We start from the raw sequence: 24,391 nt of genomic DNA on the forward strand, positions 1-24,391 counted from the left end.
AAGCGATCAACGCCTGCCGAGATCGCTCCTCGGGAGGGGCACACGACAGACCTGCGGTTCGGTGGACGGACGGTCCCGGCGCGGCTTGCGAAACGCCGTGCGGCTGGGGTGCTCGTCCTCGCCTGCGTGGCCGCTTGTTGTGCGGTCTAGGTCCTCCTCGGTGTCGGCAGCCGTCCCTCCCCCGAGAGCTGGACGCCGCCCACCGCCGAGTCTCTTCGCGCCGACGAGTTCCTGGCCTCCCGGTTCGCAACCGGTGAACCTCATCTGGCCCTGGTGGCGACCTCTTCCGGGTCGGTCGACGGGCCCGCGCGGAACTCGGTTTCGTTCCGTCGATCCCACTGGCCGAGGGAATTGCCGCCACCCTCAAGGGCTGAGCGCTCCGGCGGCGCGAGGCCGTCCGGAGAGCCCCTACGCGTCACAGTGCCGCGCGCCATTTCAGGGCCGGGAGCGCCTCATGCGGCGGGCCAGGAGGACGGCTCCCGTACCGGCGATCAACGAGCCGACGGCGATCCCGGTGAGCGCGGTCTCGGCCCGGGCGTCTTGGGTGGTGCCGGAGGCGGCCAGCGCAGGCCGGGCGGAACCGGCCGCCGTGGCGGCTTGGACGAGGAGGTCGGTGACCGCGTCGGGGTGGGAGACCATGGCCACGTGGGAGGAGTCGATCTCCACCGTGTGGGAACCCGCGCGTTTCGCCTCGAAGCGTTCCTGGTCGGGATTGATGGCTTTGTCCTGCTTCGCGACGAGGAACCACGACGGGATGTGCTTCCAGGCGGCCACCTTGGCCGTCTCCGAGAGCGCAGTCGTCGCCGCGGGTCGTTGGGTGGCCGCCATGACCCTCGTGGTGCTTTCCGGCAGGTCGGCGGCGAAGACCGGGTGGATCCTGTCGGGCTTGAGGTACAGGTCCGTCCCGCTGACGCCGCCGGCCCGGTAGGGAACGGACTTCGTGGCGGTGCCGAGTTCGCTGGGGAACTTGGCCCCCAGGGACATTCCGCTCTCGCCCACGTCGAGCATCAGTGCCGATACGTACACCAGGGACTTCACCCGAGGGTTGCCCTCGGCGGCCGTGCTGATCACGGCGCCGCCGTAGGAGTGACCCGCCAGCACGAGCGGGCCCTTGACGCTGTCCAGCACGGAGGCGATGTAGGTGGAGTCGCTGTACAGCCCGCGCAGCGGGTTGGCGGGAGCGATGACGGTGTAGCCACGGCTTTCGAGCCGTTCGACCACCCCGTTCCAGCTGGAGGCGTCCGCGAACGCCCCGTGCACCAGCACGATGGTGGGTTTGGTCGTGGTCGTGGTCGTGCCGACGTCCGCGGCGACGGGGGCCGCAAGGGCCGTGCACATGGCCACGGCGCACCCGGCCGCCATGACGTGTGCGCGACGTATTCGGCGCCGTGAACCGAGGACCGGAGATGCGGCCATGCCGTTCTCGCTTTCCGTGAGATCCATGACACGGAGTGTTCACGCGTCCGCACCGGCAGGCTCGGCGAGCACTCCAACCGGGTGATTTCAGTGGGCCCTGAGAGTGAACGCCGGAGGCGACGGGTGTCCGGAACCTACGTCGCACCCCGTGCGCATTCCGATGACCGCCCAACGCCACACGCAAGCACTGGCCCGACTGGCGGCGGACCTGAGGAGTGAATCGCGCCGACGGGGGCGACGCGGACTGGGGCCGTGCCCTGGCCCACCATGCACTGCGGGATCCGATGCAGAGAACCGCTGCCACCCGCCAACTCGCCCCCGAGCGGGTCCCTTTCACCGCGACCCTGCGTTCCGCTCGCCGTGTGTTCAGCGCCCTCCAGCCCCGATCCAGCCGGCACGCGGAGAACGACGAACCTTCCGGCCCCGCCGAGGCACGCTTCCTCACCGCCGAAGACGTGCTGGACGGGCGCCCCGCAGCTGGCATCGGGCCCGCCCCCGAGGATCCCGTGCGCTGTCCGCCCGTGCGTGAAGGCGACATCCTGCTGCCGACCGTCGCCCGTGAGATGCAGGCCCGTGTCGCCACCGACGCGGATGCGGGGGTGTTCCCGACGGCGGGCCTCCACCACCTGCGGGTCACCGATCGGGAACTCGTCGACCCCTGGTACCTAGCCAGCTATCTCTCCAGCGCCGAACAAAGGGAGATCACACCGCCACGAGCCGGACGCGATCGCCGCAGAGCTTGGTCATGTCGTCGATATCGGAGGTCAACATGACCACGGGGCGGTGCTGTCGCAGCGCGGCCTCGGCGACCGCCGCGTCGATCGCGTACTTGCGCCCGTGCAAGCCGGCATTCATCAGCAGCTTCGAGGCCGCCCTCGCCTCCTCGTCGCCCACCGGAACTACGCGCAGCCCGGAGAGCATCCAGTTCAGGCGAGACTTGTTCGTACGCGCGTGGACAGCCTCAATGATGGTGAGCGCACTGATCACGACCTCCATGCCGCGCGAGCGTGCCTCAGCGACCAGAGCCACCACCTGCTCGTCGTCGGCGAGCAGCTTTGAGAGCCCTTCGCTGTCGAGGACCAGAGTTCCCTCGTGACTCAGCCTGCGGCGGGCCACTCGGCCTCCTCGGCGAACACCTCGTCGAAGACCTGCCGCGCCCGCTGACGAGCCTGCTCAGAGACCGGCCCCTTGCGGCTCTCGTAGTCCGCCAAGTACTCGTCAAGGACCTGGCCGCGCAACTCACGCTCGACCGCCCCGGCAATGAACGCGGAGAACTCCCGCTTGCCCACCCGCGCCCGGATCGCCTCTGCGGTCCCCTCCGGCAGCGACAGGCTCACCCGCGTCGCCGGCCCTTCCCCGATGCTGTACGTCGTCTCACCCATGCCTCGAGTGTGTCAAACGAGTAGGAAAAGTGCCACGGTCGGTGCCGCCCGCAAGCGCCGAACAGTGCACGTCCCAGTACGGGCGTTCTCATCCCATCCCAGCACCATCCCAGCACGGGAAAAAACAAAGGGCCCGACTCCGAAGAGTCGGACCCCTCCTGACCTGCATATGTGCCAGATCAGCGTCAGCCGCTACACATTGAACCGGAACTCCACCACATCGCCGTCCTGCATGACGTAGTCCTTGCCCTCCATGCGGGCCTTGCCCTTGGCGCGGGACTCGGCGACCGAGCCGGTCTCGACGAGGTCGGCGAAGGAGATGACCTCGGCCTTGATGAAGCCCTTCTGGAAGTCGGTGTGGATGACTCCGGCGGCCTCGGGGGCGGTGGCGCCCTTCTTGATGGTCCAGGCGCGGGATTCCTTGGGGCCTGCCGTCAGGTAGGTCTGGAGGCCGAGGGTGTTGAAACCGACGCGGGCCAGGGTGGTCAGGCCGGGCTCCTCGGCGCCCACCGACTCCAGGAGCTCCATCGCGTCCTCCTCGTCGAGCTCGGCGAGGTCCGCCTCCAGCTTGGCGTTGAGGAAGATCGCCTCGGCGGGGGCGACCAGGGCGCGCTGTTCGTTCTTGAAGTCCTCGTCGGTCAGCTCGTCCTCGTCGACGTTGAAGACGTACAGGAACGGCTTGGTGGTGAGCAGGTGCAGGTCGTGCAGCAGCTCCTCGTTGCCGGAGCCCTGGACGATGCCCTGCGAGAAGAGGGTGTCGCCCTTCTCCAGGATCTCCTTCGCCGCCTCGACCGCCGCGACCTTGGGAGCGATGTCCTTCTTGATGCGCGACTCCTTCTGGAGGCGCGGCAGGACCTTCTCGATCGTCTGGAGGTCGGCGAGGATCAGCTCGGTGTTGATCGTCTCGATGTCGTCCTTGGGCGAGACCTTGCCGTCGACGTGCACGACGTTCTCGTCCCTGAAGGCTCGGATGACCTGGCAGATCGCGTCGGACTCACGGATGTTCGCGAGGAACTTGTTGCCCAGGCCCTCACCCTCCGAGGCGCCCTTCACGATGCCCGCGATGTCGACGAAGTCGACGGTCGCCGGGAGGACGCGCTGCGAGGAGAAGATCTCGGCCAATTTGGTGAGGCGCGGGTCGGGGACGCCGACCACGCCCACGTTCGGCTCGATCGTGGCGAACGGGTAGTTGGCCGCGAGCACGTCGTTCTTGGTCAGGGCGTTGAACAGGGTCGACTTGCCGACATTCGGCAGACCGACGATTCCGATCGTGAGCGACACGTTGCGACTTCCCGTACGTGAGGATGGGCGAGGGGCCCTCGGAGAGCGCGGGCCGATCCACCAGTCTACGGCGTGCCCGGGCGCGCCCCGGCGACGTATCGAACGCTTGGCCAAGCTCTGCCCAACGGCGCTTCTTCAGCTCGTCTGCGCTTGTCCTCGCTTGTCTTCGGCTTGTCCTGCGGCTCGTCTTCTGGCTGGTCTTCGGCGTGTCTGAGGGGCTATTCCACACATAAACCGACCTAAGTTGGTCCGGTGGAGCAACACAGGACGCGTCCCCCTCAGTACCGACCGCGACGCGGCATGCCCGTTCCCGCGCAGGGCGGCCGGCGCGTGGGCGCCGATGTGCGGCGGGGTGCCCCGGCGGCACGGCGGCCCGCGCCGCCGCTGGTCCGGGCGGCGCGGCGGATGCCGAATCCCCGGCTCACCGGGCTGGGCAGCGGGCTGTTCTGCGGGGCGTCCATGTTCGCGCTCGCCTGTCTGGACCAGTTGCTGTTCGGGGCGTCGCTGGTGGTGTACGGGGTGCTGTTCCTGCCGGTGTGCGCGCTGACGGCGGTGTGGGTGCGGCGGGGTGACCTGGTGACCGTGCCCGTGGTCGTACCGATCGCGTTCGCCTTCGGGCTGCTGCCGGTCGCCGACAGCAGCGGGGGCGGCGTCGCGGGCCGCGCGATGGGGCTGATCACCGCGCTCGCCCTCCAGGCGGGCTGGCTGTACGGGGGGACGCTGATCGCCGGTCTGATCGTGACCGTCCGCAAGCTCCGCCTGATGGCCCGTCGAGCGGCCCAGCGCCGAGCCGCAGCCGCCGCTTCCCGACGCCCCCTCCCACCCGCCCGTCCCTCTCGCCCGACGGGATAACGGGATAGCCGGACCCGAAACACTCGGGCCAGGCCAAGCCGGCGCCCCAGGGACGTAGCGGGACCCAAGGAACACAGGGACCCACGGCAGACAGGGACCGACCGCAAACAGGGCCCCAGGCAAACCAGGGCCCAGGAAAGCCCGAGCCCAGAAGTGGGCCCGCGCCCCCGTGGCAAGGATTACGTCGCGGACTTCGCCGCACGCATCGCCGCTCCCACGATCCCCGCGTTGTTCTGGAGCTGGGCCGGGACGATCTCCGCCTTGATGTCCTGGATGAGGGGGAGGAATTTGTCGGCCTTGCGGCTGACGCCGCCGCCGATGATGAAGAGTTCCGGGGAGAAGAGCATCTCGACATGGGCGAGGTACTTCTGGACGCGGTTGGCCCAGCGCTCCCAGGACAGCTCGTGGTCCTCCTTGGCCTTGGTGGAGGCGCGCTTCTCGGCCTCGTGGCCGCCCAGCTCCAGATGGCCCAGCTCCGTGTTGGGGACCAGGTCGCCGTCGATGAAGAGGGCGCTGCCGATGCCCGTGCCGAAGGTGAGGAGGATGACCGTGCCCTGACGGTCGCGCCCGGCACCGAACTGCATCTCGGCGACGCCCGCAGCGTCCGCGTCGTTCAGCACGGTCACCGGGAGGCCGCCCAGCCGCTCGCCCAGCAGAGCGCGCGCGTCGGTGTCGATCCAGTTCTTGTCGACATTGGCCGCCGTCCGGATGGTGGCACCGCCGGTGACCACTCCGGGGAAGGTGATGCCGACCGCCCCCGTCCAGCCGAAGTGGCCGACGACCTCCTTCACGCCGTCGGCCACCGCGTCGGGCGTCGCCGGATGCGGAGTGAGCACTTTGTAGCGCTCCTGGGCCAGGTCCCCGCGATCCAGGTCCACGGGGGCACCCTTGATCCCGGATCCGCCAATGTCCACGCCGAAGATCTGCATGGCCCTACGTTACGTCGTACGACGGACAGTCACTCAGCGGACTGAGCGGTAGCCGTCCGCTGCTCGACCAGCGCGGCCGCCTCCGCCCGCAGGTCACGGCGGAGTTCCTTCGGCAGCGAGAAGGTGATGGACTCCTCGGCCGCCTTGACGAGCTCCACGTCCTCGAAACCGCGCCGCGACAGGAACTCCAGGACCTGCTCGACCAGGATCTCCGGGACGGACGCGCCCGAGGTGACGCCGACCGTCGTCGCTCCCTCCAGCCACGCCTCGTCGATCTCGTCGGCGAAGTCCACGAGGTACGCCTCGCGCGCACCCGCGAGCTTGGCGACCTCGACGAGCCGCTTGGAGTTGGAGGAGTTGCGGGATCCGACCACGATCACCAGGTCGGCCTCCGCACCCATCTGCTTCACGGCGAGCTGACGGTTCTGTGTGGCGTAGCAGATGTCGTCGCTCGGCGGGGAGATCAGCTGCGGGAACTTCTCCTTCAGCGCGTCGACCGTCTCCATGGTCTCGTCGACCGACAGCGTGGTCTGGGAGAGCCAGACCACCTTGGACGGGTCGCGGACCTCGACCTTGGCGACGTCCTCGGGGCCGTCGACCAGGGTGATGTGGTCGGGCGCCTCGCCGGAGGTGCCGATGACCTCCTCGTGGCCCTCGTGGCCGATGAGGAGGATGTCGAAGTCCTCGTTCGCGAAGCGGACGGCTTCCTTGTGGACCTTGGTGACCAGCGGGCAGGTCGCGTCGATGGTGGCGAGCTTGCCGGCGGCGGCCTCGTCATGGACGACCGGGGCGACCCCGTGCGCCGAGAACATGACGATGGAGCCCTCGGGGACCTCCGCCGTCTGCTCGACGAAGATCGCCCCCTTCTTCTCCAGGGTCTGCACGACGTACTTGTTGTGAACGATCTCGTGACGGACATAGATCGGGGCCCCGTACTGCTCAAGGGCCTTCTCGACGGCGATCACGGCGCGGTCCACGCCCGCGCAGTAGCCCCGGGGGGCGGCGAGCAGGACACGGCGGCCAGGCGAAGCAGTCATGCACCCCATCGTAAGGCCGCGCTCGGCGGGTCAAAGATCGCCTCCTTGGGGAGACTGAGGGGGAGCTGGGAGGGGTGGGGCCCCGCGCGACCCCCGGGAGGCACGATGTCCGACACGGAGCCCGCGACAGACGCCGCGGGCACGACCGCCGGCTCCGCCGAGGAGCACTCGCTGCGGCGCAGCCTCGGCTTCCGGGACCTGGTCGTCTACGGGCTGCTGTTCATCGCCCCGATGGCGCCGGTCGGTGTCTTCGGGACCCTCGACGCCAAGTCGCACGGGGCGGTGGCGCTGGTCTATGTCGTCGCCACGGTCGCGATGGCGTTCACCGCGTTCAGCTACGCGCAGATGGTCCGCGTGGTCCCTCAGGCGGGTTCGGTGTTCGCCTACGCGCGCGTGGGGCTCGGAAACGAGGCCGGCTTCGTCGCCGGGTGGATGGCGATGCTGGACTACCTGCTCATCCCGGCGGTCGCCTACCTCTTCTCCGGGATCGCGATGAACTCCCTGGTCCCGGGGGTCTCCCGGTGGGTGTGGACGACGCTGGCCGTGGTCGTCACGACCCTGCTGAACCTGTGGGGCGTACGGGCGGCGGCCCGAGTCGGCTTCCTGGTGCTCGCGATGGAGATCGTGGTCCTCCTTGTCTTCGTCGTCTCGGCCCTCGTCATGCTGGCGCGCGACGGGGCTCACCGCGGCTGGCTGTCCCCGCTGTCCGGCGACGGCTCGCAGGGCGCGTTCGCCCTGTCGGCGGTGATCGGCGCCGTGTCGATCGCGGTGCTGTCGTATCTGGGGTTCGACGCGATCGCCTCCTTCGCGGAGGAGGTCACCGGGGGTTCGGAGAAGGTGGCCCGGGCGGTGCTGTTCTGTCTGGCGCTCGCGGGTGTGCTGTTCGTTGTCCAGAGCTATCTGGTGGCGCTCCTCGAGCCGCTGTCGTCCGCGCGGCTGGCCGCGGATCCCGGCAGGCAGGGGTCGGCCTTCTACGACGCCGTGGACTCCTCGGTCGGCCCCTGGCTGCACAATCTGGTGGCCGTCAGCAAGGCGATCGGGGCGGCGTTCGCCGCGCTCGCCGGGCAGGCCGCGGCCGGGCGGCTGGTGTTCGCGATGGCCCGCGACCGGCGGCTGCCGCGGGCGCTGTCGCGGACCGACTCCGGGGTGCCGCGGGCGGCGCTGCTGTGCGCGGCGGTCATCACGTTGGTCGCCGCGGTGTGGGCGGCGCGGCGGGACGACGGTCTCGACAAGCTGGTGTCGGTGGTCGACATCGGTGCGCTGACCGCGTTCACGCTGCTGCACGCGAGCGTGGTCGGGTGGTTCGCCGTACGGCGTCGGGGTGGGCCGGTGGTGTGGTGGCGGCACGTCCTGATCCCCGTCCTCGGCGCCGCGATCACCCTCGCGGTGATCGTGGAGGCGTCGGGAACGGCCCAGGTCGTGGGCGCGATCTGGCTGGTGGTGGGGCTGGTGGTGCTGTTCGCACAGCGGGGGCGCGTCACCCCTGCCCGCTAGCCGACCTGCGTTCGGGCCGGCCGGGCAGGTTTTCGCCCCCGCTGCCCTCCGCGTCCCCTACCTGGGGACTGCCGTCCCGAGACCCCCGCATCGGCCTGAACAGCCCCGTCCTCAAACGCCGGACGGGCTGAAAGCTCCCGCTGTCAGCCCCGGCCGTTACGCTCGGGCGCATGGCTCTCAACACGTCCGCGGACGCCCCGCTGCCCGTCGGTGAGGTGTCGCGGCTCATCGGCGGATGGATCGACCGGCTCGGCGCGGTGTGGGTCGAGGGGCAGATCACCCAGTTGTCGCGGCGGCCGGGCGCGGGTGTGGTCTTTCTGACGCTGCGCGATCCGTCGTACGACATCTCGGTGAGCGTGACCTGCTACCGGCAGGTGTTCGACGCGGTCGCGGACGTGGTGAGCGAGGGCGCCCGTGTCGTCGTCCTCGCGAAGCCCGAGTGGTACGCGCCGCGGGGCCAGCTGTCGCTGCGGGCCACCGAGATCAAGCCGGTGGGGGTCGGTGAACTGCTCGCCCGGCTGGAGCAGTTGAAGAAGTCGCTGGCGAGTGAGGGGCTGTTCGCGGCCGAGCGCAAGAAGACGCTGCCGTTCCTGCCGCAGCTCGTCGGGCTGGTGTGCGGGCGGGCGTCGGCGGCCGAGCGCGATGTGCTGGAGAACGCGCGGCACCGCTGGCCGGCCGTCCGCTTCGAGGTCCGTAACGTCGCCGTGCAGGGCGTGCACGCCGTGCCGCAGGTCGTGCAGGCGGTGAAGGACCTGGACGCGCTGGACGACGTCGACGTGATCATCGTGGCGCGCGGCGGCGGCAGCGTGGAGGACCTGCTGCCGTTCTCCGACGAGCAGCTCGTACGGGCCGTGGCGGCATGCCGTACGCCCGTCGTGTCGGCCATCGGGCACGAACCCGACAACCCGCTGCTCGACCACGTGGCCGACCTGCGCGCGTCCACCCCGACCGACGCCGCCAAGAAGGTCGTACCGGACGTCGGCGAGGAGTACGAGCGGGTGCGGTTCCTGCGGGACCGGGCGCGGCGCAGCGTGCGGTCCTTCATCGAGCGGGAGGAGCGGGGCCTCGCGCACGCGCTGGCCCGGCCCTCGATAGAGGATCCGCACCGGATGGTCGACGAGCGGGCGGACCAGGTCGCCGCCCTGCTGGACCGCGGTCGCCGCACCCTCGGGCACCTCCTCGACCGCGCCGACTCGGAGCTGACGCACACCCACGCGCGCGTGGTCGCCCTCTCCCCCGCCGCGACCCTCCAGCGGGGGTACGCGGTGCTGCAGAAGGCCGACGGCCATGTGGTCCGGGGTCCGGACGAGGTGACGGCGGGCGACGAGCTGCGGGCGCGGGTCGCCGAGGGTGAATTCACGGTTCGAGTCGATGCATAGGGTGGGCGCATGACCAGCAAGGTGGACGAGGCGCTCGGGTACGAGCAGGCGCGGGACGAGCTGATCGAGGTCGTACGCCGCTTGGAGGCGGGCGGCACGACCCTGGAGGAGTCCCTCGCGCTGTGGGAGCGGGGCGAGGAGCTGGCTAAGGTGTGCCGGCGCTGGCTGGAGGGCGCGCGGGCGCGTCTGGACGCGGCGCTGGCCGAGGAGGACGAGGGCGAGGGCGAGGGCGGCTCGGCCGACTCCGATTAGAGCCCGGGCACCGGTTAGAGCCGGGCACCGTTAGAGCCCCGGGCACCGATTAGCGCCCGGCACCGGTTAGGACCCGGCCCCGGTTAGAGCCCGGGCACCGGTCTGCTCGCGCGGGCGGAGCCGGGCCACTACAGTCCTTGAAAGTTGAAGTATGTGTGAAGTGGATCACGTAGGCGCGGTTTTGGTTGAAGCTTAAACCTTCCTGTCGTACTGTCGAGACCGCAAGCCGGTCCCCCGGATCCCCGCTCGTCCCGAGAAGGTTTCACCATGTCCCTCGTTCTTGACCCCACCGCCCAGGACCTGCTCTTCCGCGAGGCCCGCACCGCGAACTCGTTCACCGACGAGCCGGTGACCGACGAGCAGGTGCAGGCCATCTACGACCTGGTCAAGTACGGCCCGACCGCCTTCAACCAGTCCCCGCTGCGCATCACCCTGGTCCGTTCCGCCGAGGCCCGCGAGCGCCTGGTGCAGCACATGGCCGAGGGCAACCAGCCGAAGACGGCCACCGCCCCGCTCGTCGCGATCCTCTCCGCGGACAACGAGTTCCACGAGGAGCTGCCGGCCCTCTTCCCGCACTTCCCGGCCGCCAAGGACGTCTTCTTCGCGGAGCGCCCGGCCCGTGAGGGTGCCGCCGCCCTGAACGCCGCGCTCCAGGCCGCGTACTTCATCATCGGCGTCCGCGCCGCCGGCCTCGCCGCCGGCCCGATGACCGGTCTCGACTTCGCGGGCGTCCAGAAGGAGTTCCTGGACGACGACCACACCCCGCTGATGGTCGTCAACATCGGCAAGCCGGGCGACGAGGCCTGGTTCCCGCGCTCCCCGCGCCTGGAGTTCGACCAGGTGGTCACGACCGTCTGACCCGCACACCCGCGAGTCCGACCCCCGCACGTACGAGAAGGGCCCCCGTCAATGACGCCGGGGGCCCTTCTCGTGCACACCAACGCGTGAGCGCGCCAGGACCGTACGGACGCGTGAGCGCCGCGACCGTACGGACGCGTGAGCGCGCTACGACGTCTTCAGCGCCTCGGCCATCTTCGTCAGCTGGGCGAACGACGCCGTGCCGGTCACCACCGTCGTGGAGCCCTTGGCCTTCAGCACGAGGGCGTCGTAGCGGCCCCCGGTGTAGCGCTGCCACGTCTGGTCGCCGATGTGCTGGGTGTCCTTGGTCGCGTTGGCGCCCTGACTGGCCGTGTCGATGAAGACGGCCGGCTTCTGAGTGGACTGCTCGACCGCCACGTACTGACCGTCGGGGTCGTGGAAGCCCAGGTGCCAGGCGTCGAATTCCGAGCCGTCGTACCGCACCGACGTGGCCTTCCACGCCTGGGGCAGACCCTCGGGCGCCGCCACGGGATAGCTCGCCGCGCGGCGCGCCGTGAGCAGCTCGACACGGTAGTCGACACGCTTGAGCGGAGGCTTGGAGTCGTCATGCGGGATGAAGATGTAGATGACGCCCGCCATGAGCCCGATGAGGCCCAGGGAGAGAATCATGTCCCGGACCGACTGCTTACCTTTCATACCTGCCACGTACCTATCGTCGCAGGTGCCCTGGCCTGCTCATCCGTGGGGCCCCCTGCTCATTTTGTCGGCCTGGCGATAGAGTCGGGACACACCCTCATCCGGCCGTCGTCGTATCAGAAAGGTGCGCTCCGATGACCGAGCATCATCTGCCGTCCGAACTCGAGGTCCCTTCCGAGGCCCCCGACCGAAATCTCGCCCTGGAACTGGTCCGGGTCACCGAGGCCGCCGCGATGGCCGCGGGCCGCTGGGTCGGCCGCGGCGACAAGAACGGCGCCGACGGCGCCGCCGTACGGGCCATGCGGACCCTCGTCTCCACCGTCTCGATGAACGGCGTCGTCGTCATCGGTGAGGGTGAGAAGGACGAGGCTCCGATGCTCTACAACGGAGAGCGCGTCGGTGACGGGACCGGCCCCGAGTGCGACATCGCCGTCGACCCGATCGACGGGACCACGCTCACCGCCAAGGGCATGACGAACGCGATCGCGGTGCTCGCCGCCGCCGACCGCGGCACCATGTTCGACCCGTCCGCGGTCTTCTACATGGACAAGCTGGTGACCGGCCCGGAGGCCGCCGACTTCGTCGACATCAACGCACCCGTCTCCGTGAACATCCGGCGGGTCGCCAAGGCCAAGCGCTCCACGCCCGAGGACGTCACCGTCGTCATCCTCGACCGGCCGCGCCACGACGGGATCATCAAGGAGATCCGGGAGACCGGCGCGCGCATCAAGCTGATCTCCGACGGCGATGTCGCCGGCTCGATCCTGGCCCTGCGCGAGGGCACCGGCATCGACCTGCTGCTCGGCATCGGCGGCACGCCCGAGGGCATCATCTCGGCCTGTGCCGTCAAGTGCCTCGGCGGCACCATCCAGGGCAAGCTGTGGCCCAAGGACGACGAGGAGCGGCAGCGGGCGATCGACGCCGGTCACGACCTCGACCGCGTGCTGACCACGAGTGACCTGGTCTCCGGCGAGAACGTGTTCTTCGTCGCGACCGGCATCACCGACGGTGAGCTGCTGCGCGGAGTGCGGTACCGCGCCGAGACCGCGACGACCGAGTCGATCGTGATGCGGTCCAAGTCCGGTACGGTGCGGCAGATCCGGTCCGAGCACCGGCTCAGCAAGCTGCGGGCGTACAGCGCGATCGACTTCGACCGCGCGAAGTAGCTCCGCCGGGTCCGCCGGGTAACTGCGGACCCGGCCCAGCTGCGGGAAAGGGGCGCCCCCTGTGCGGAGGGGGCGCCCCTTTCCCGTGCGTTCCGGTCAGCCGGCCGCCGCTATCGTGCCCCGTGCGGCCTTCTTCAGTTCCAGTTCGCGGCGGCGCCTGCGGGCGAGCACCACGCGGCGTTCGGCGGCGGTGAGGCCGCCCCAGACTCCGTACGGCTCGGGTTGCAGCAGCGCGTGCTCGCGGCACTCGACCATGACCGGGCAGCGGGCACAGACGCGCTTCGCCGCCTCCTCACGGGACAGCCGGGCGGCCGTGGGTTCCTTGGAGGGGGCGAAGAACAGGCCGGCTTCGTCTCGTCGGCACACCGCCTCGGTGTGCCATGGGGCCTCCTGTTCCCTGTCCCGCACTGGCGCCCGCTGGGCCGGAACGGCAGCTACCTGCAGGGACTGATGCGGCGGTTGCAGCACGGTCTACTCCTGACGACGGCTTCGCGAGCGTGCCGGGCACCGCGGAAAGTTCCACAGCGCCCTCCAAGAGACGATGCAGCAAGGCCTACCCGCTGTGCGCGCGCCTATGCACTGTGTTCCGAAGCCCTGGAATTCTCGTGCGCCGCCGGGCTCGTACAACTGGACCAATTCGCCGGCAGGGCCGCCGAATTCACAAGCGTCAATGGTCCAGGTGTTTGCGCAAACTCCGGTCCACCCGGTCGGACACGCGCTCGGTCACCCGGCCCGTCACCCGGTCGAGAATGTCCGCGATCAGCTTGCCCCGCTTGGGCCTTGCCTCGACATTGCCCAGCACCGACAGCCCGTCGACATAGACGACCGGCGCGTGGGGGTCGCCCGAATCCAGTGTGTCCACCTCGAAGTTGCCGAGGACCGCGCCGCCGCTGCCGCGCAGCGAGACGTTCTCCGGGACGCGGATCTCCACGCTGCCGAAGACCGAGATGGCCTTGATCACGACGTGCTGGTACTCGAAGATCGCCTCGCTGAGGTCTATCTCGACGCTGCCGAAGACGGAGTACGCGTGGATGCGGCGTCCGGCGCGCCAGCGGCCCTTGCGGACAGCGGCGCTGAAGACCGCCACCACGTTCTCGTCGGCCTCCACGGGGATGGCGTCCGCGGCGGGGCGGCGGGGCACGGAGGTGTAGGCGGAGGTCGCGCGGCCGGTGTGGGCGGCGGGCAGGTCCCGTACGAACTGGTCGAGTTCGCCGACCGTCTTGGTGGCCAGCACCCCCTCCACCCGCTCGGCGTGCTCCTCCGCGGTCAGGCGCCCCTCGGCGAGGGCCTCGCGCAGGATGTCGGCGATCCGGTCGCGGTCGGCGTCGGAGGCGCGCAGCTCGGTCGGCGCCGCCGCCGTGGTCGTCGCGGTCGGCTTCGCCGGCGTGGGCGCGGTCGGGTCGGGGCGCTTCTGAAGGTCCACGGCAGCAGCGTACCCAAACGCGATAGATCGCGACTACCCCTTCGCCCGACCTGTGGAAAACCCGTCCAGCACACCAACTGAGCCTTACCTCACAGGCTCGGTGTCCGTGGCAGGTTCTACGCTGGTGGGCGCTGCCAATGGAGGCACGCCGCTGTCTGTCGAGTGAGGAATGGGCGAGATGCCTGAGTTCGCGTACACCGATCTGCTCCCCCAGGGAGAGGACACCACCCCCTACCGGTTGGTGACCTCCGAGGGTGTCTCCACCTTCGAGGCCGACGGGCGGACGTTCCTCAAGGTCGAGCCGGAGGCGCTGCGCAAGCTCGCCGAAGAGGCCATCCACGACATCCAGCACTACCTGCGGCCCGCTCACCTGGCACAGCTGCGGCGCATCATCGACGACCCCGAGGCGTCGAACAACGACAAGTTCGTCGCGCTGGACCTGCTGAAGAACGCGAACATCGCGGCCGCGGGCGTCCTGCCCATGTGCCAGGACACCGGCACCGCGATCGTCATGGGCAAGCGCGGACAGAACGTGCTCACGGAGGGCGGCGACGAGGCGGCCCTCTCGCGCGGCATCTACGACGCGTACCTGAACCTGAACCTGCGCTACTCGCAGATGGCTCCGCTCACCATGTGGGAGGAGAAGAACACCGGCTCGAACCTGCCCGCCCAGATCGAGCTGTACGCGACGGACGGCGGCGCCTACAAGTTCCTCTTCATGGCCAAGGGCGGCGGCTCGGCGAACAAGAGCTTCCTGTACCAGGAGACGAAGGCCGTTCTGAACGAGGCCTCCATGATGAAGTTCCTGGAGGAGAAGATCCGTTCGCTCGGCACGGCCGCCTGCCCGCCGTACCACCTGGCGATCGTCGTCGGCGGTACGAGCGCGGAGTACGCCCTGAAGACCGCGAAGTACGCCTCCGCGCACTACCTGGACGAGATCCCGGCAGAGGGCTCCGAGCTGGGCCACGGCTTCCGGGACAAGGAGCTGGAGGAGAAGGTCTTCGAGCTCACGCAGAAGATCGGCATCGGCGCGCAGTTCGGCGGCAAGTACTTCTGCCACGACGTGCGGGTCGTGCGCCTGCCGCGGCACGGCGCGTCCTGCCCCGTCGCGATCGCCGTGTCCTGCTCCGCCGACCGCCAGGCCGTCGCGAAGATCACCGCCGAGGGCGTCTTCCTGGAGCAGCTGGAGACGGACCCGGCGCGCTTCCTGCCGGAGACCACGGACGAGCACCTCGACGAGTCGGGTGACGTGGTGAGGATCGACCTCAACCAGCCGATGGACGACATCCTGGCCGAGCTGACCAAGTACCCGGTCAAGACCCGGCTCTCGCTCTCCGGCCCGCTCGTGGTGGCGCGCGACATCGCGCACGCCAAGATCAAGGAGCGGCTGGACGCGGGCGAGGAGATGCCGCAGTACCTGAAGGACCACCCGGTGTACTACGCCGGTCCGGCCAAGACGCCCGAGGGGTACGCGTCCGGCTCCTTCGGCCCGACGACGGCCGGCCGCATGGACTCCTACGTGGAGCAGTTCCAGGCGGCGGGCGGCTCCAAGGTGATGCTGGCCAAGGGCAACCGCAGCAAGCAGGTCACGGACGCGTGCGACGCGCACGGCGGCTTCTACCTGGGCTCGATCGGCGGACCGGCGGCCCGGCTCGCCCAGGACTGCATCAAGAAGGTCGAGGTCGTCGAGTACGAGGAGCTCGGCATGGAGGCCGTCTGGAAGATCGAGGTCGAGGACTTCCCGGCCTTCGTCGTGGTCGACGACAAGGGCAACGACTTCTTCCAGAACCCCGCCCCCGAGCCGACGTTCACCCACATCCCGGTCCGGGGCCCCGGGCTGGCCTAGGGCCTGTCCGGCCGGCCCAGGGCCTGTCCGGCTGGTAATGCCGGACAAGCCCTGGCGTCCCGGGACGCCGTACGGCGTCGACTCGCCGATGGATGCTGTCCCACTTCGTCCCAGGAACATGTGGGACAGCATCTTTGCGAGCTTTGCCGGAAAAGCTCCGTGCTGACTGGATCACAGCCTGTGATCCGCAGGTCAACTCGGAGGGAAATCCCATGATTCGACGCACCCTGCGCAACGGCCTCGTGGCCGCGGTCGCGGCCGTCGCCGTCTTCCCGGTGACAGCCGTCGCCTCCGCCGCTCCGGCAGAGGTCACGGCGGTCGCCCCCGCCGCCCTGGCAGCGCACGTGCCCAGCTGGGCCACCCCGGTCTCGACGCCGAGCTGGTACCCGACGATCCCGCAGTCCGCGCTTCCGGGCCACCCCGGCGCGCGGCACATCCTGCCGAAGACGCCGAAGCACCACGCCCGGCGCCACGTGGCGACCCACGTACGCCACCACGTGGCGGCCCCTGCCTGGCGGCACACCAGGACGCACGCCCGGCGGCACGTCGTCAGGCACACCCGGCACCACCTCGCGAGCCACACCTGGGGCCGCGTGACCACCCACCACCTGCGGCTGAACGTCCGGTCCGGACCTGGCACCGGCTACCGGGTGATCGGCTCGCGGCCCATCGGCCACGTCATGGGCATCACCTGCAAGAAGCGGGGCTCCAGCGTCCAGGGCAACCGGCGCTGGTACAAGCTGGCCCACCACAAGGGCTACGTCTCCGCCCGCTACGTGCACAACCGCAGCGCCGTCCGCTGGTGCTGACGGGCTCGCCGCCGCACCGCTTCTGACAGCCGGCACCTCCTGACGGGGCCAGGTGCGCCCCGACGCCCAGGGCGACGGGCACCACCCCGTCAGGAGGTGCCACCGGACGTACGACCGGTCGGATCAGCCGATCACACCGCCCCCCGATGGCGTAACGGCAGGTCAACACCCCTTCATATTCCGGCGATCGTGGTGTGGCGCGGCGCCGCCCACGGGAACGCATCAGGGCGGTCACCCCCGGCACGGCGAGGGAGCACGATGGAAAGCCATGTGACGGTCAAGAGGCAGCCGAGTCAGCCGCTGCCCGACCCGTCGGACGACGCGGGGCAGCTGCTGGTGGAGCGGCTCCGCATCCTCAAGCAGCGGACGGGGCTGAGTCTGGCCGCACTGGCCACCGCCACCCCGTTCAGCAAGTCGACCTGGCACCGCTATCTGAACGGCGACCAGTTCCCGCCGCGGGCGGCGGTCGAGGCGCTCGGCCGGCTCGCCGACGCCGACCCCGGTGCCCTGCTCTCCCTGTGGGACGCGGCCGCCCGGGAGCAGTCCAGGTCGGCGTCCACCGTGCCGCCGCAGCCGCCGGCCCCGGCCGCACCTGTACGGGGCCGCCGCCTGCGTCCCTCGAGTCGCGCCCTGGTCACACTCGCCGCGATGGCCGCCACGGTGGCGGTCACCGCGGGGGCCGCGGACGTCCTCGACCACGACGAGGCGGCGGTGTTCCACGCGACCACCTCCTGCCGGGGCAGGAGCTGTGAAGGGCAGTTCCCGACCGCCGAGACCTGCGGCCGGGACGCGCGTACGGAGAGCGTCGTCGCGCAGGCCGCCCAGGTGGTGCTGCTGCGTTTCTCGCCGTCCTGCGCCACGGTCTGGTCCGAGCTGCACACCAGGACCGGCGGTGCGCGGGAGATCTCGATCAGGGCGGGCCTGGACGAGCTGTCGGCCACCTACCAGGGCGACAAGGCGGACGGATACAGCAGCCCGATGCTGGCCGCGTCGAGCCCGCGCGGCGCGCAGGCGTGCGCCACGGTGGGCGGAAAGCCCGCGTGCACCGGCCTGTTCGGCGTTCCGCGCCCCTGACTTCCCGTGGGAGGAGGCACAGGACACTCCGTTGCCGTCGTCTGTCGCGGGAACACGGGACATGTCCGCGATGCTGTCTCCACTGGAGGTGATCGGCGATGGCCGATGAGCAGGCAGAAGTCCCGTACCGGATCGAGCACGACTCCATGGGTGAGGTCCGGGTGCCGGCGGACGCGAAGTGGCGGGCCCAGACCCAGCGAGCCGTGGAGAACTTCCCGATCTCGGGACAGCATCTGGAGCGCGCCCACATCGAGGCCCTCGCCCGGATCAAGGCGGCGGCCGCGAAGGTGAACGGCGAGCTGGGGGTGATCGACAAGGACATCGCGGAGGCGATCCACGAGGCGGCCGGCGAGGTCGCCGAGGGCCGTTGGGACGCGCACTTCCCCGTCGACGTCTTCCAGACCGGATCCGGCACGTCCTCCAACATGAACACCAACGAGGTCATCGCCACGCTCGCGACCGAGCGGCTCGGCAGGGACGTCCACCCCAACGACCATGTGAACGCCTCGCAGTCGTCGAACGACGTCTTCCCCTCCTCGCTGCACATCGCCGCGACCGCCGCCGTCACCCGGGACCTCATCCCCGCGCTCGAGCACCTCGCCGCCTCGCTCGCGCGGAAGTCCGAGGAGTTCTCCGACGTCGTGAAGTCGGGGCGTACGCACCTCATGGACGCGACGCCGGTGACGCTGGGCCAGGAGTTCGGCGGGTACGCGGCCCAGATGCGGTACGGCGTGGAGCGGCTGCACGCCTCGCTGCCCCGGCTCGCCGAACTGCCGCTCGGCGGAACGGCCGTGGGGACCGGCATCAACACCCCGCCCGGGTTCTCGGCCGCCGTCATCGAGGAGGTGGCCGAGGCGACCGGGCTGCCCCTCACCGAGGCCCGCGACCACTTCGAGGCGCAGGGTGCGCGCGACGGCGTCGTGGAGACCAGCGGGCAGCTCAGGACCATCGCGGTCGGCCTGACGAAGATCGCGAACGACCTGCGGTGGATGGCGTCCGGGCCGCGCACCGGGCTGGCCGAGATCAGTCTTCCGGATCTCCAGCCGGGGTCCTCGATCATGCCGGGGAAGGTGAATCCCGTCATCCCCGAGGCCGTGCTGATGGTCGCCGCCCAGGTGATCGGGAACGACGCCACCGTCGCCACGGCCGGAGCGGCCGGGAACTTCGAGCTCAACGTCATGCTGCCGGTCATCGCGAAGAACGTCCTGGAGTCGATCCGGCTGCTGGCCAACGTCTCCCGGCTGCTCGCCGACCGGACCGTCGACGGGATCGTCGCGCACCGCGAACGGGCCCGCGAGTACGCCGAGTCGTCCCCGGCCGTGGTCACCCCGCTCAACAAGTACATCGGCTACGAGGAGGCCGCCAAGGTCGCCAAGAAGGCGCTGGCGGAGCGCAAGACCATCCGTCAGGTCGTCCTTGAATCGGGGTACGTGGACCGGGGCGACCTGACGCTCGAACAACTGGACGAGGCGCTGGATGTCCTGCGGATGACGCATCCGTAACGGGCTCCGCCCCTCGAAAAACGCCTGATGACGGCTCCGTAACGGCATGGGGCCGGTGGTGCGAACCGTGACGCGCACCGCAGCGTCGTATGCCCGGGGCACCTAATATCTGGTCATGGCAGACGGTGGAGCGGTGAGAGACGTGGAAACGGGCGGGTCGACGGCGCACTGGGCCCCCGGGAGTCACATCCTGTGGCGGTACCGGGAGAACGCCGGCGAGCGCTTCCACATCTGCCGTCCCGTGACCGTCGTACGCGACGACGACGAGCTGCTCGCGGTGTGGCTGGCTCCGGGCACGGAGTGTGTGAAGCCGGTGCTCGCCGACGGGACGCCGGTGCACGGGGAGCCGCTGGAGTCGCGCTACACCAAGCCGCGCGCGGTGCGGCGCGGCCGCTGGTTCGGCACCGGGGTACTGAAGTTGGCGCGGCCCGGCGCCCCCTGGTCGGTGTGGCTCTTCTGGGAGCCGGGCTGGCGTTTCAAGAACTGGTACGTGAATCTTGAGGCGCCGCTGGCCCGTTGGGAGGGCGGGGTCGACTCCGAGGATCACTTCCTGGACATCTCCGTGCATCCGGACCGCAGTTGGCGCTGGCTCGACGAGGACGAGTTCGCGATGGCGCAGCGGGCCGGTCTGATGGACGCCCAACTCGCCGCCCGGGTAAGGGAAGCGGGGTGGTCCGCGGTGGAGACGATCCGCGCCTGGGGCGCGCCGTACTCGGACGGCTGGCAGCACTGGCGCCCGGATCCGTCCTGGCCGATTCCCGCCTTGCCGGATGACTGGGACCGTACGCCCGCGTACGTGTCCTCATGAGACCCTTGATGCGCCCCCGTGGTACAACCGTAGGATCGTCCTCCGCAAGGGCACACAGCAGCAACTCCCGCAGCATGCGCTGGGCTTGACCATACGTCACCGAGGGGCGGCAGGACGTGAGCGAGGGGTACGAGGGGCACGGCGGCGCGGCGCGCAGACGGCCGGACGGGCCGTGCGGGCTCGCCGCGGCATCCGCGCCGACGACGGTGTTCCTGGCGGCGCGGGCCGTACCCGGCCCTGACGACGCGCAGATTCCGTTCCTGGGGCGCACATTCCGGGTATCGGGGCTGCGGGACGAACTGCGCGCACGGCGCGCAGCCCCGGACGGATGGATTCGACACGCGTGACGGAGCACCCCACCTCGCACGAGCGCCGCCAGCCCGGCGCCGGCCGGCCGCCCTCCCCCGCGGACCCCCGCGGGGCGCTCCTGCGTACCCCGGAGCAGCCGACTGTGCCGCCAGGCGCCGCCGCGTTACCCGTTCAGGCCCGCTCCGGCGACGTACCGAACGGTTCAGGTACGGCGGTCCCGTGCGGCAAGCACGGCCCCACCGGCGGTCAGGTCTCCGCCGGCACCGGCATGCCCGCGTCCGCCGGATCCGCCGCGTCCTCCCCGGGCACCGGCGCGTCCACCCCGCCGCCCGGCTCCTCCGGACCGGGCGCCGAGCACTCCCAGCCGTCGGCCGCCGAGTCCGATCCGCACCGCCCGCGCCCCGCTCCCGAGAGCATCCCGGCCCAGCCGGCCGCCGATCAGGACCGGACCTCGCGCAGCCCGGGCGGCAAGGAGCGGCGTACCGGCCAGGGCCTGCCGCAGGGCGGCCCGATGCCGATGCGGCGCGACGGGGACCGGCTGCGTTTCGTGGGCGCGGCGACCCGCAGGATCGCCCGGGGCATCGACCTCGACGAGATCGTGATGGGCCTGTGCCGGGCCACCGTGCCGACCTTCTCGGACGCGATCCTCGTCTATCTGCGCGATCCGCTGCCGGTCGGCGACGAGCGGCCCACCGGGCCCCTCGTGCTGCGGCTGCGGCGCACCGACCGGATTCCCGAGGACCGGGACACCGAGGGCGGCTTTCTGCCCGCGCTGCGGCCCGAGCCGAGCGAGTTGCAGGCGATGACCGCCGAGCTGTGCGAGGTGCGTCCCGGCGGTGCCCTCGCCGAGGTGCTGCGCGGTGTACGGCCCGTCTTCGCGGACGCGCCCGCCGCCCGGGCCGCGCTGCCCGAGCTGCTCGGCGAGGACCTGTTCGTGCCGAGCGGGCAGCGCGCCATCCTGGCGCCGTTGCGCGGTCGCCGCCGGGTGATCGGCGCGGCGCTGTTCCTGCGCCGCCCGGAGCGCCTCGCCTTCGAGGCCGACGATCTGCTGGTCGCCGCCCAGCTCGCCACGCACAGCGCGCTCGGCATCGACAAGGCGGTGCTGTACGGCCGTGAGGCGTACATCGCCGACGAGCTGCAGCGCACCATGCTGCCCGAGACGCTGCCGCGCCCCACCGGCGTACGGCTCGCCAGCCGGTATCTCCCGGCCGCCGAGACCGCGCGCGTCGGCGGCGACTGGTACGACGCGATCCCGCTGCCGGGCAGCCGCGTCGCCCTCGTCGTGGGTGACGTCATGGGCCACTCCATGACATCGGCGGCCATCATGGGCCAGCTGCGGACGACCGCGCAGACCCTCGCCGGGCTCGATCTGCCGCCGCAGGAGGTGCTGCACCACCTCGACGAGCAGGCCCAGCGGCTCGGCACCGACCGCATGGCGACCTGCCTGTACGCCGTCTACGACCCGGTGGCACACCGCATCACCATCGCCAACGCGGGTCATCCACCGCCGGTGCTGCTGCACCTGGGCGGCCGGGCCGAGGTGCTGCGGGTGCCGCCGGGCGCCCCCATCGGTGTGGGCGGGGTGGATTTCGAGGCGGTGGAGCTGGACGCGCCCGCGGGCGCCACGCTCCTGCTGTACACGGACGGTCTGGTCGAGTCCCGCCTGCGGGACGTGTGGACCGGGATAGAGCAGCTGCGGGAGCGGCTCGCGGCCACCGCGCAGCTGACCGGGCCCGACCATCCGCCGCCACTCGAAGCGCTCTGCGACGAGGTGCTCGACATGCTCGGACCGGGCGACCGGGACGACGACATCGCGCTGCTCGCCGCCCGCTTCGACGGGATCGCGCCGAGCGACGTCGCGTACTGGTTCCTGGAGCCGGAGGACGCGGCCCCGGGGCGGGCCCGCCGACTGGCCCGGAGCGCGCTGTCCCGCTGGGGCCTGGAGGACATGACCGACTCCGTGGAGCTGCTGGTCAGCGAGGTCGTGACGAACGCCGTGCGCTACGCGTCACGGCCGGTGACGCTGCGGCTGCTGCGGACCGACGTGCTGCGCTGCGAGGTCGGTGACGACGTGCCGCAGCTGCCGCGGCTGCGGCAGGCGCGCGCCACGGACGAGGGCGGCCGCGGGCTCTACCTGGTGAACAAACTGGCCAGACGGTGGGGCGCGACCCGGCTGAGCACCGGAAAGGTGGTCTGGTTCGAGTTGAACCGGGGCTGAGGGGGTACGCGGTCCGCCTCACCCCGGCCGGCTCGACTCGGATGCGAACCGGATACGTACCGGTTTTGGACCCAGTCCAAATGTTGCCGACATCCCGTCGGCGGAGTTGACTGCTGGAGTGAGCGAAGCGACCTAAAACACCCTCTTTCGACGGGAGGACGCTCGTGACGCAGGCACCCCAGAAGGCTCCGTACACCACGAACAACGTCGGAATTCCGGTGGAGAGCGACGAACACTCGCTCACCGTCGGCCCCGACGGCCCGATCCTGCTCCAGGACCACTACCTCATCGAGAAGATGGCCCAGTTCAACCGGGAGCGGGTCCCCGAGCGGGTGGTGCACGCCAAGGGCAGTGGCGCGTACGGATTCTTCGAAGTCACCAACGACGTCAGCCAGTTCACCAAGGCTGACCTGTTCCAGCCGGGCAAGCGCACGGAGATGCTGGCCCGTTTCTCCACCGTCGCCGGCGAGCAGGGTTCGCCCGACACCTGGCGCGACCCCCGCGGTTTCGCGCTGAAGTTCTACACCGAGCACGGCAACTACGACATGGTGGGCAACAACACCCCGGTCTTCTTCGTCCGTGACACGATCAAGTTCCAGGACTTCATCCGCTCGCAGAAGCGCCACCCGGTCACCGGGCTGCGCAGCAACGACATGCAGTGGGACTTCTGGACGCTCTCGCCGGAGTCGGCGCACCAGGTGACCTGGCTGATGGGCGACCGGGGCATCCCGAAGACGTACCGCAACATGAACGGCTACAGCTCCCACACCTACATGTGGATCAACGGCGCCGGTGAGCGGTTCTGGGTGAAGTACCACTTCAAGACCGACCAGGGCATCGAGTTCCTCACCCAGCAGGAGGCCGACGAGCTCGCCGGTTTCGACGCGGACAAGCACCGCCGGGACCTGTTCGAGTCGATCGAGTCGGGGAACGCGCCGACCTGGACCCTCAAGGTCCAGATCATGCCGTTCGAGGACGCGGCGGACTACCGTTTCAACCCGTTCGACCTGACCAAGGTCTGGCCGCACGGGGACTACCCGCTGATCGACGTAGGCCGGATGACCCTCGACAGGAACCCCGAGGACTACTTCATCCACATCGAGCAGGCCGCCTTCGAGCCCTCGAACCTGGTCCCGGGCATCGGCCCCTCACCGGACAAGATGCTGCTGGGCCGGCTGTTCTCGTACCCGGACACCCACCGGTACCGGATCGGCCCCAACTACGCGCAGCTGCCGCCCAACCGGCCGCACGCCCCGGTGAACTCGTACGCCAAGGACGGCCCGATGCGCTATGTGCCGTCGAACGCGGCGAGGCCGTACGCGCCCAACTCCTACGGCGGTCCCGCCGCCGACTACGAGCGCTTCGGCGACCCGGCGAGCTGGGCGGTCACCGGTGAGCTGGTGCGGGAGGCGACCAAGCCGCACCGCGAGGACGACGACTGGATCCAGCCGGGCACGATGGTCCGCCAGGTCCTCGACGACGCGGCCCGCGACCGTCTGGTCTCGAACGTCACCGGACACCTGAAGGCCGACGTGTCCCGCCCGGTCCTGGACCGCGCGCTCCAGTACTGGCGCAACATCGACAAGGAGATCGGCGACCGGATCGCGCACAACGTCAACGGAGGCTGAGCAGCGGAACCAGAGCAGGGTGCCCGGGGCGAGACGGCTCGCCCCGGGCACCCTGCCGCTGTGTCACTACC

23 protein-coding genes are annotated in these 24,391 nt (G+C 70.3%); 14 read left to right on the forward strand and 9 right to left on the reverse strand.

The genetic code is table 11. The features are described from left to right. Positions 1-435: 435 nt before the first annotated feature. The 4 genes from ACFVXA_RS06830 to ychF all read right to left on the reverse strand — a co-directional run bounded on the left by ACFVXA_RS06830 (position 436) and on the right by ychF (position 4,079). On the reverse strand, positions 436-1,443 hold the full coding sequence (locus tag ACFVXA_RS06830) for an alpha/beta fold hydrolase (protein WP_390024059.1): 1,008 nt from the start codon (positions 1,441-1,443) through the stop codon (positions 436-438). A gap of 675 nt (positions 1,444-2,118) precedes the next feature. After that, positions 2,119-2,532, reverse strand: coding sequence for a DNA-binding protein (locus tag ACFVXA_RS06835; RefSeq protein WP_390024061.1), 414 nt, complete (start codon positions 2,530-2,532; stop codon positions 2,119-2,121). Beyond that, complete coding sequence (locus ACFVXA_RS06840; protein WP_362029385.1) at positions 2,514-2,798, reverse strand: hypothetical protein; 285 nt, start codon at positions 2,796-2,798, stop codon at positions 2,514-2,516. Before ACFVXA_RS06840 ends, ACFVXA_RS06835 begins: the two co-directional genes overlap by 19 nt. A gap of 192 nt (positions 2,799-2,990) precedes the next feature. After that, positions 2,991-4,079 carry a redox-regulated ATPase YchF gene (gene ychF / locus ACFVXA_RS06845; protein ID WP_362029382.1) on the reverse strand — a complete coding sequence of 363 codons (1,089 nt, stop codon included), beginning with the start codon at positions 4,077-4,079 and terminating at the stop codon, positions 2,991-2,993. A gap of 252 nt (positions 4,080-4,331) precedes the next feature. Between ychF and ACFVXA_RS06850 the strand changes: the two genes are divergently transcribed. Next, positions 4,332-4,931, forward strand: coding sequence for a DUF6542 domain-containing protein (locus tag ACFVXA_RS06850; protein ID WP_390024063.1), 600 nt, complete (start codon positions 4,332-4,334; stop codon positions 4,929-4,931). 179 nt (positions 4,932-5,110) lie between these two features. On the opposite strand, the gene ppgK is transcribed toward ACFVXA_RS06850, so the two are convergent. Both ppgK and ACFVXA_RS06860 read right to left on the reverse strand, forming a co-directional pair. After that, complete coding sequence (gene ppgK, locus ACFVXA_RS06855) at positions 5,111-5,860, reverse strand: polyphosphate--glucose phosphotransferase (RefSeq protein WP_362029377.1); 750 nt, start codon at positions 5,858-5,860, stop codon at positions 5,111-5,113. 29 nt (positions 5,861-5,889) lie between these two features. After that, on the reverse strand, positions 5,890-6,906 hold the full coding sequence (locus tag ACFVXA_RS06860) for a 4-hydroxy-3-methylbut-2-enyl diphosphate reductase (protein ID WP_362029374.1): 1,017 nt from the start codon (positions 6,904-6,906) through the stop codon (positions 5,890-5,892). Between the two features lie 96 nt (positions 6,907-7,002). On the opposite strand from ACFVXA_RS06860, the gene ACFVXA_RS06865 reads away from it, so the two are divergent. The 4 genes from ACFVXA_RS06865 (at position 7,003) to ACFVXA_RS06880 (ending at position 10,880) form a co-directional block, all read left to right on the forward strand. Continuing rightward, positions 7,003-8,391 (forward strand): APC family permease, encoded by a 1,389-nt coding sequence (locus tag ACFVXA_RS06865; protein ID WP_389939337.1) that lies wholly within the window; start codon positions 7,003-7,005, stop codon positions 8,389-8,391. Positions 8,392-8,561: 170 nt separating this feature from the next. Beyond that, positions 8,562-9,770: an exodeoxyribonuclease VII large subunit gene (gene xseA / locus ACFVXA_RS06870; protein WP_362029369.1), complete on the forward strand. Its 1,209-nt coding sequence runs from the start codon at positions 8,562-8,564 to the stop codon at positions 9,768-9,770. 9 nt (positions 9,771-9,779) lie between these two features. Next, a complete protein-coding gene (locus ACFVXA_RS06875; RefSeq protein WP_383910547.1) occupies positions 9,780-10,022 on the forward strand; it encodes an exodeoxyribonuclease VII small subunit in 243 nt (80 codons plus the stop codon). A 267-nt stretch (positions 10,023-10,289) separates the two neighbouring features. Further along, on the forward strand, positions 10,290-10,880 hold the full coding sequence (locus tag ACFVXA_RS06880) for a malonic semialdehyde reductase (RefSeq protein WP_362029363.1): 591 nt from the start codon (positions 10,290-10,292) through the stop codon (positions 10,878-10,880). A 147-nt stretch (positions 10,881-11,027) separates the two neighbouring features. On the opposite strand, the gene ACFVXA_RS06885 is transcribed toward ACFVXA_RS06880, so the two are convergent. Then, positions 11,028-11,546: a DUF4245 domain-containing protein gene (locus tag ACFVXA_RS06885; protein WP_362029360.1), complete on the reverse strand. Its 519-nt coding sequence runs from the start codon at positions 11,544-11,546 to the stop codon at positions 11,028-11,030. A 125-nt stretch (positions 11,547-11,671) separates the two neighbouring features. Between ACFVXA_RS06885 and glpX the strand changes: the two genes are divergently transcribed. Beyond that, positions 11,672-12,703, forward strand: a complete 1,032-nt coding sequence (gene glpX / locus ACFVXA_RS06890; protein WP_362029357.1) for a class II fructose-bisphosphatase — start codon at positions 11,672-11,674, stop codon at positions 12,701-12,703. Positions 12,704-12,799: 96 nt separating this feature from the next. Here glpX and ACFVXA_RS06895 read toward each other — a convergent pair whose 3' ends face one another. Next, entirely contained in the window at positions 12,800-13,171 is a 372-nt protein-coding gene (locus ACFVXA_RS06895) for a WhiB family transcriptional regulator (RefSeq protein ID WP_389939335.1), read from the reverse strand. A 199-nt stretch (positions 13,172-13,370) separates the two neighbouring features. Further along, positions 13,371-14,126, reverse strand: a complete 756-nt coding sequence (locus ACFVXA_RS06900; RefSeq protein ID WP_362029353.1) for a DUF1707 domain-containing protein — start codon at positions 14,124-14,126, stop codon at positions 13,371-13,373. Positions 14,127-14,304: 178 nt separating this feature from the next. On the opposite strand from ACFVXA_RS06900, the gene ACFVXA_RS06905 reads away from it, so the two are divergent. From ACFVXA_RS06905 to ACFVXA_RS06940, 8 genes are all read left to right on the forward strand, one after another. After that, the gene (locus ACFVXA_RS06905) at positions 14,305-15,972 is read left to right on the forward strand and encodes a fumarate hydratase (RefSeq protein WP_362029350.1); all 1,668 of its coding nucleotides are present in this window, start codon (positions 14,305-14,307) and stop codon (positions 15,970-15,972) included. Positions 15,973-16,184: 212 nt separating this feature from the next. Beyond that, positions 16,185-16,781: an SH3 domain-containing protein gene (locus tag ACFVXA_RS06910; protein ID WP_390024065.1), complete on the forward strand. Its 597-nt coding sequence runs from the start codon at positions 16,185-16,187 to the stop codon at positions 16,779-16,781. 258 nt (positions 16,782-17,039) lie between these two features. After that, positions 17,040-17,855, forward strand: a complete 816-nt coding sequence (locus ACFVXA_RS06915) for a DUF2690 domain-containing protein (RefSeq protein ID WP_362029344.1) — start codon at positions 17,040-17,042, stop codon at positions 17,853-17,855. 98 nt (positions 17,856-17,953) lie between these two features. Next, positions 17,954-19,357 carry a class II fumarate hydratase gene (locus ACFVXA_RS06920; RefSeq protein ID WP_362029341.1) on the forward strand — a complete coding sequence of 468 codons (1,404 nt, stop codon included), beginning with the start codon at positions 17,954-17,956 and terminating at the stop codon, positions 19,355-19,357. Positions 19,358-19,472: 115 nt separating this feature from the next. Further along, a complete protein-coding gene (locus tag ACFVXA_RS06925; RefSeq protein ID WP_390024067.1) occupies positions 19,473-20,165 on the forward strand; it encodes a DUF402 domain-containing protein in 693 nt (230 codons plus the stop codon). A gap of 116 nt (positions 20,166-20,281) precedes the next feature. Further along, positions 20,282-20,512 carry a hypothetical protein gene (locus ACFVXA_RS06930; protein ID WP_383748080.1) on the forward strand — a complete coding sequence of 77 codons (231 nt, stop codon included), beginning with the start codon at positions 20,282-20,284 and terminating at the stop codon, positions 20,510-20,512. Further along, a complete protein-coding gene (locus tag ACFVXA_RS06935; RefSeq protein WP_390024069.1) occupies positions 20,494-22,692 on the forward strand; it encodes a SpoIIE family protein phosphatase in 2,199 nt (732 codons plus the stop codon). The genes ACFVXA_RS06930 and ACFVXA_RS06935 overlap by 19 nt, the downstream gene beginning before the upstream one ends. A 164-nt stretch (positions 22,693-22,856) precedes the next feature. Next, positions 22,857-24,320, forward strand: coding sequence for a catalase (locus ACFVXA_RS06940; protein ID WP_383748076.1), 1,464 nt, complete (start codon positions 22,857-22,859; stop codon positions 24,318-24,320). The last annotated feature ends 71 nt before the right edge of the window (positions 24,321-24,391 follow it).

The sequence above is a fragment of the Streptomyces sp. NPDC058246 genome (assembly GCF_042881985.1).
Lineage (GTDB): Bacteria > Actinomycetota > Actinomycetes > Streptomycetales > Streptomycetaceae > Streptomyces.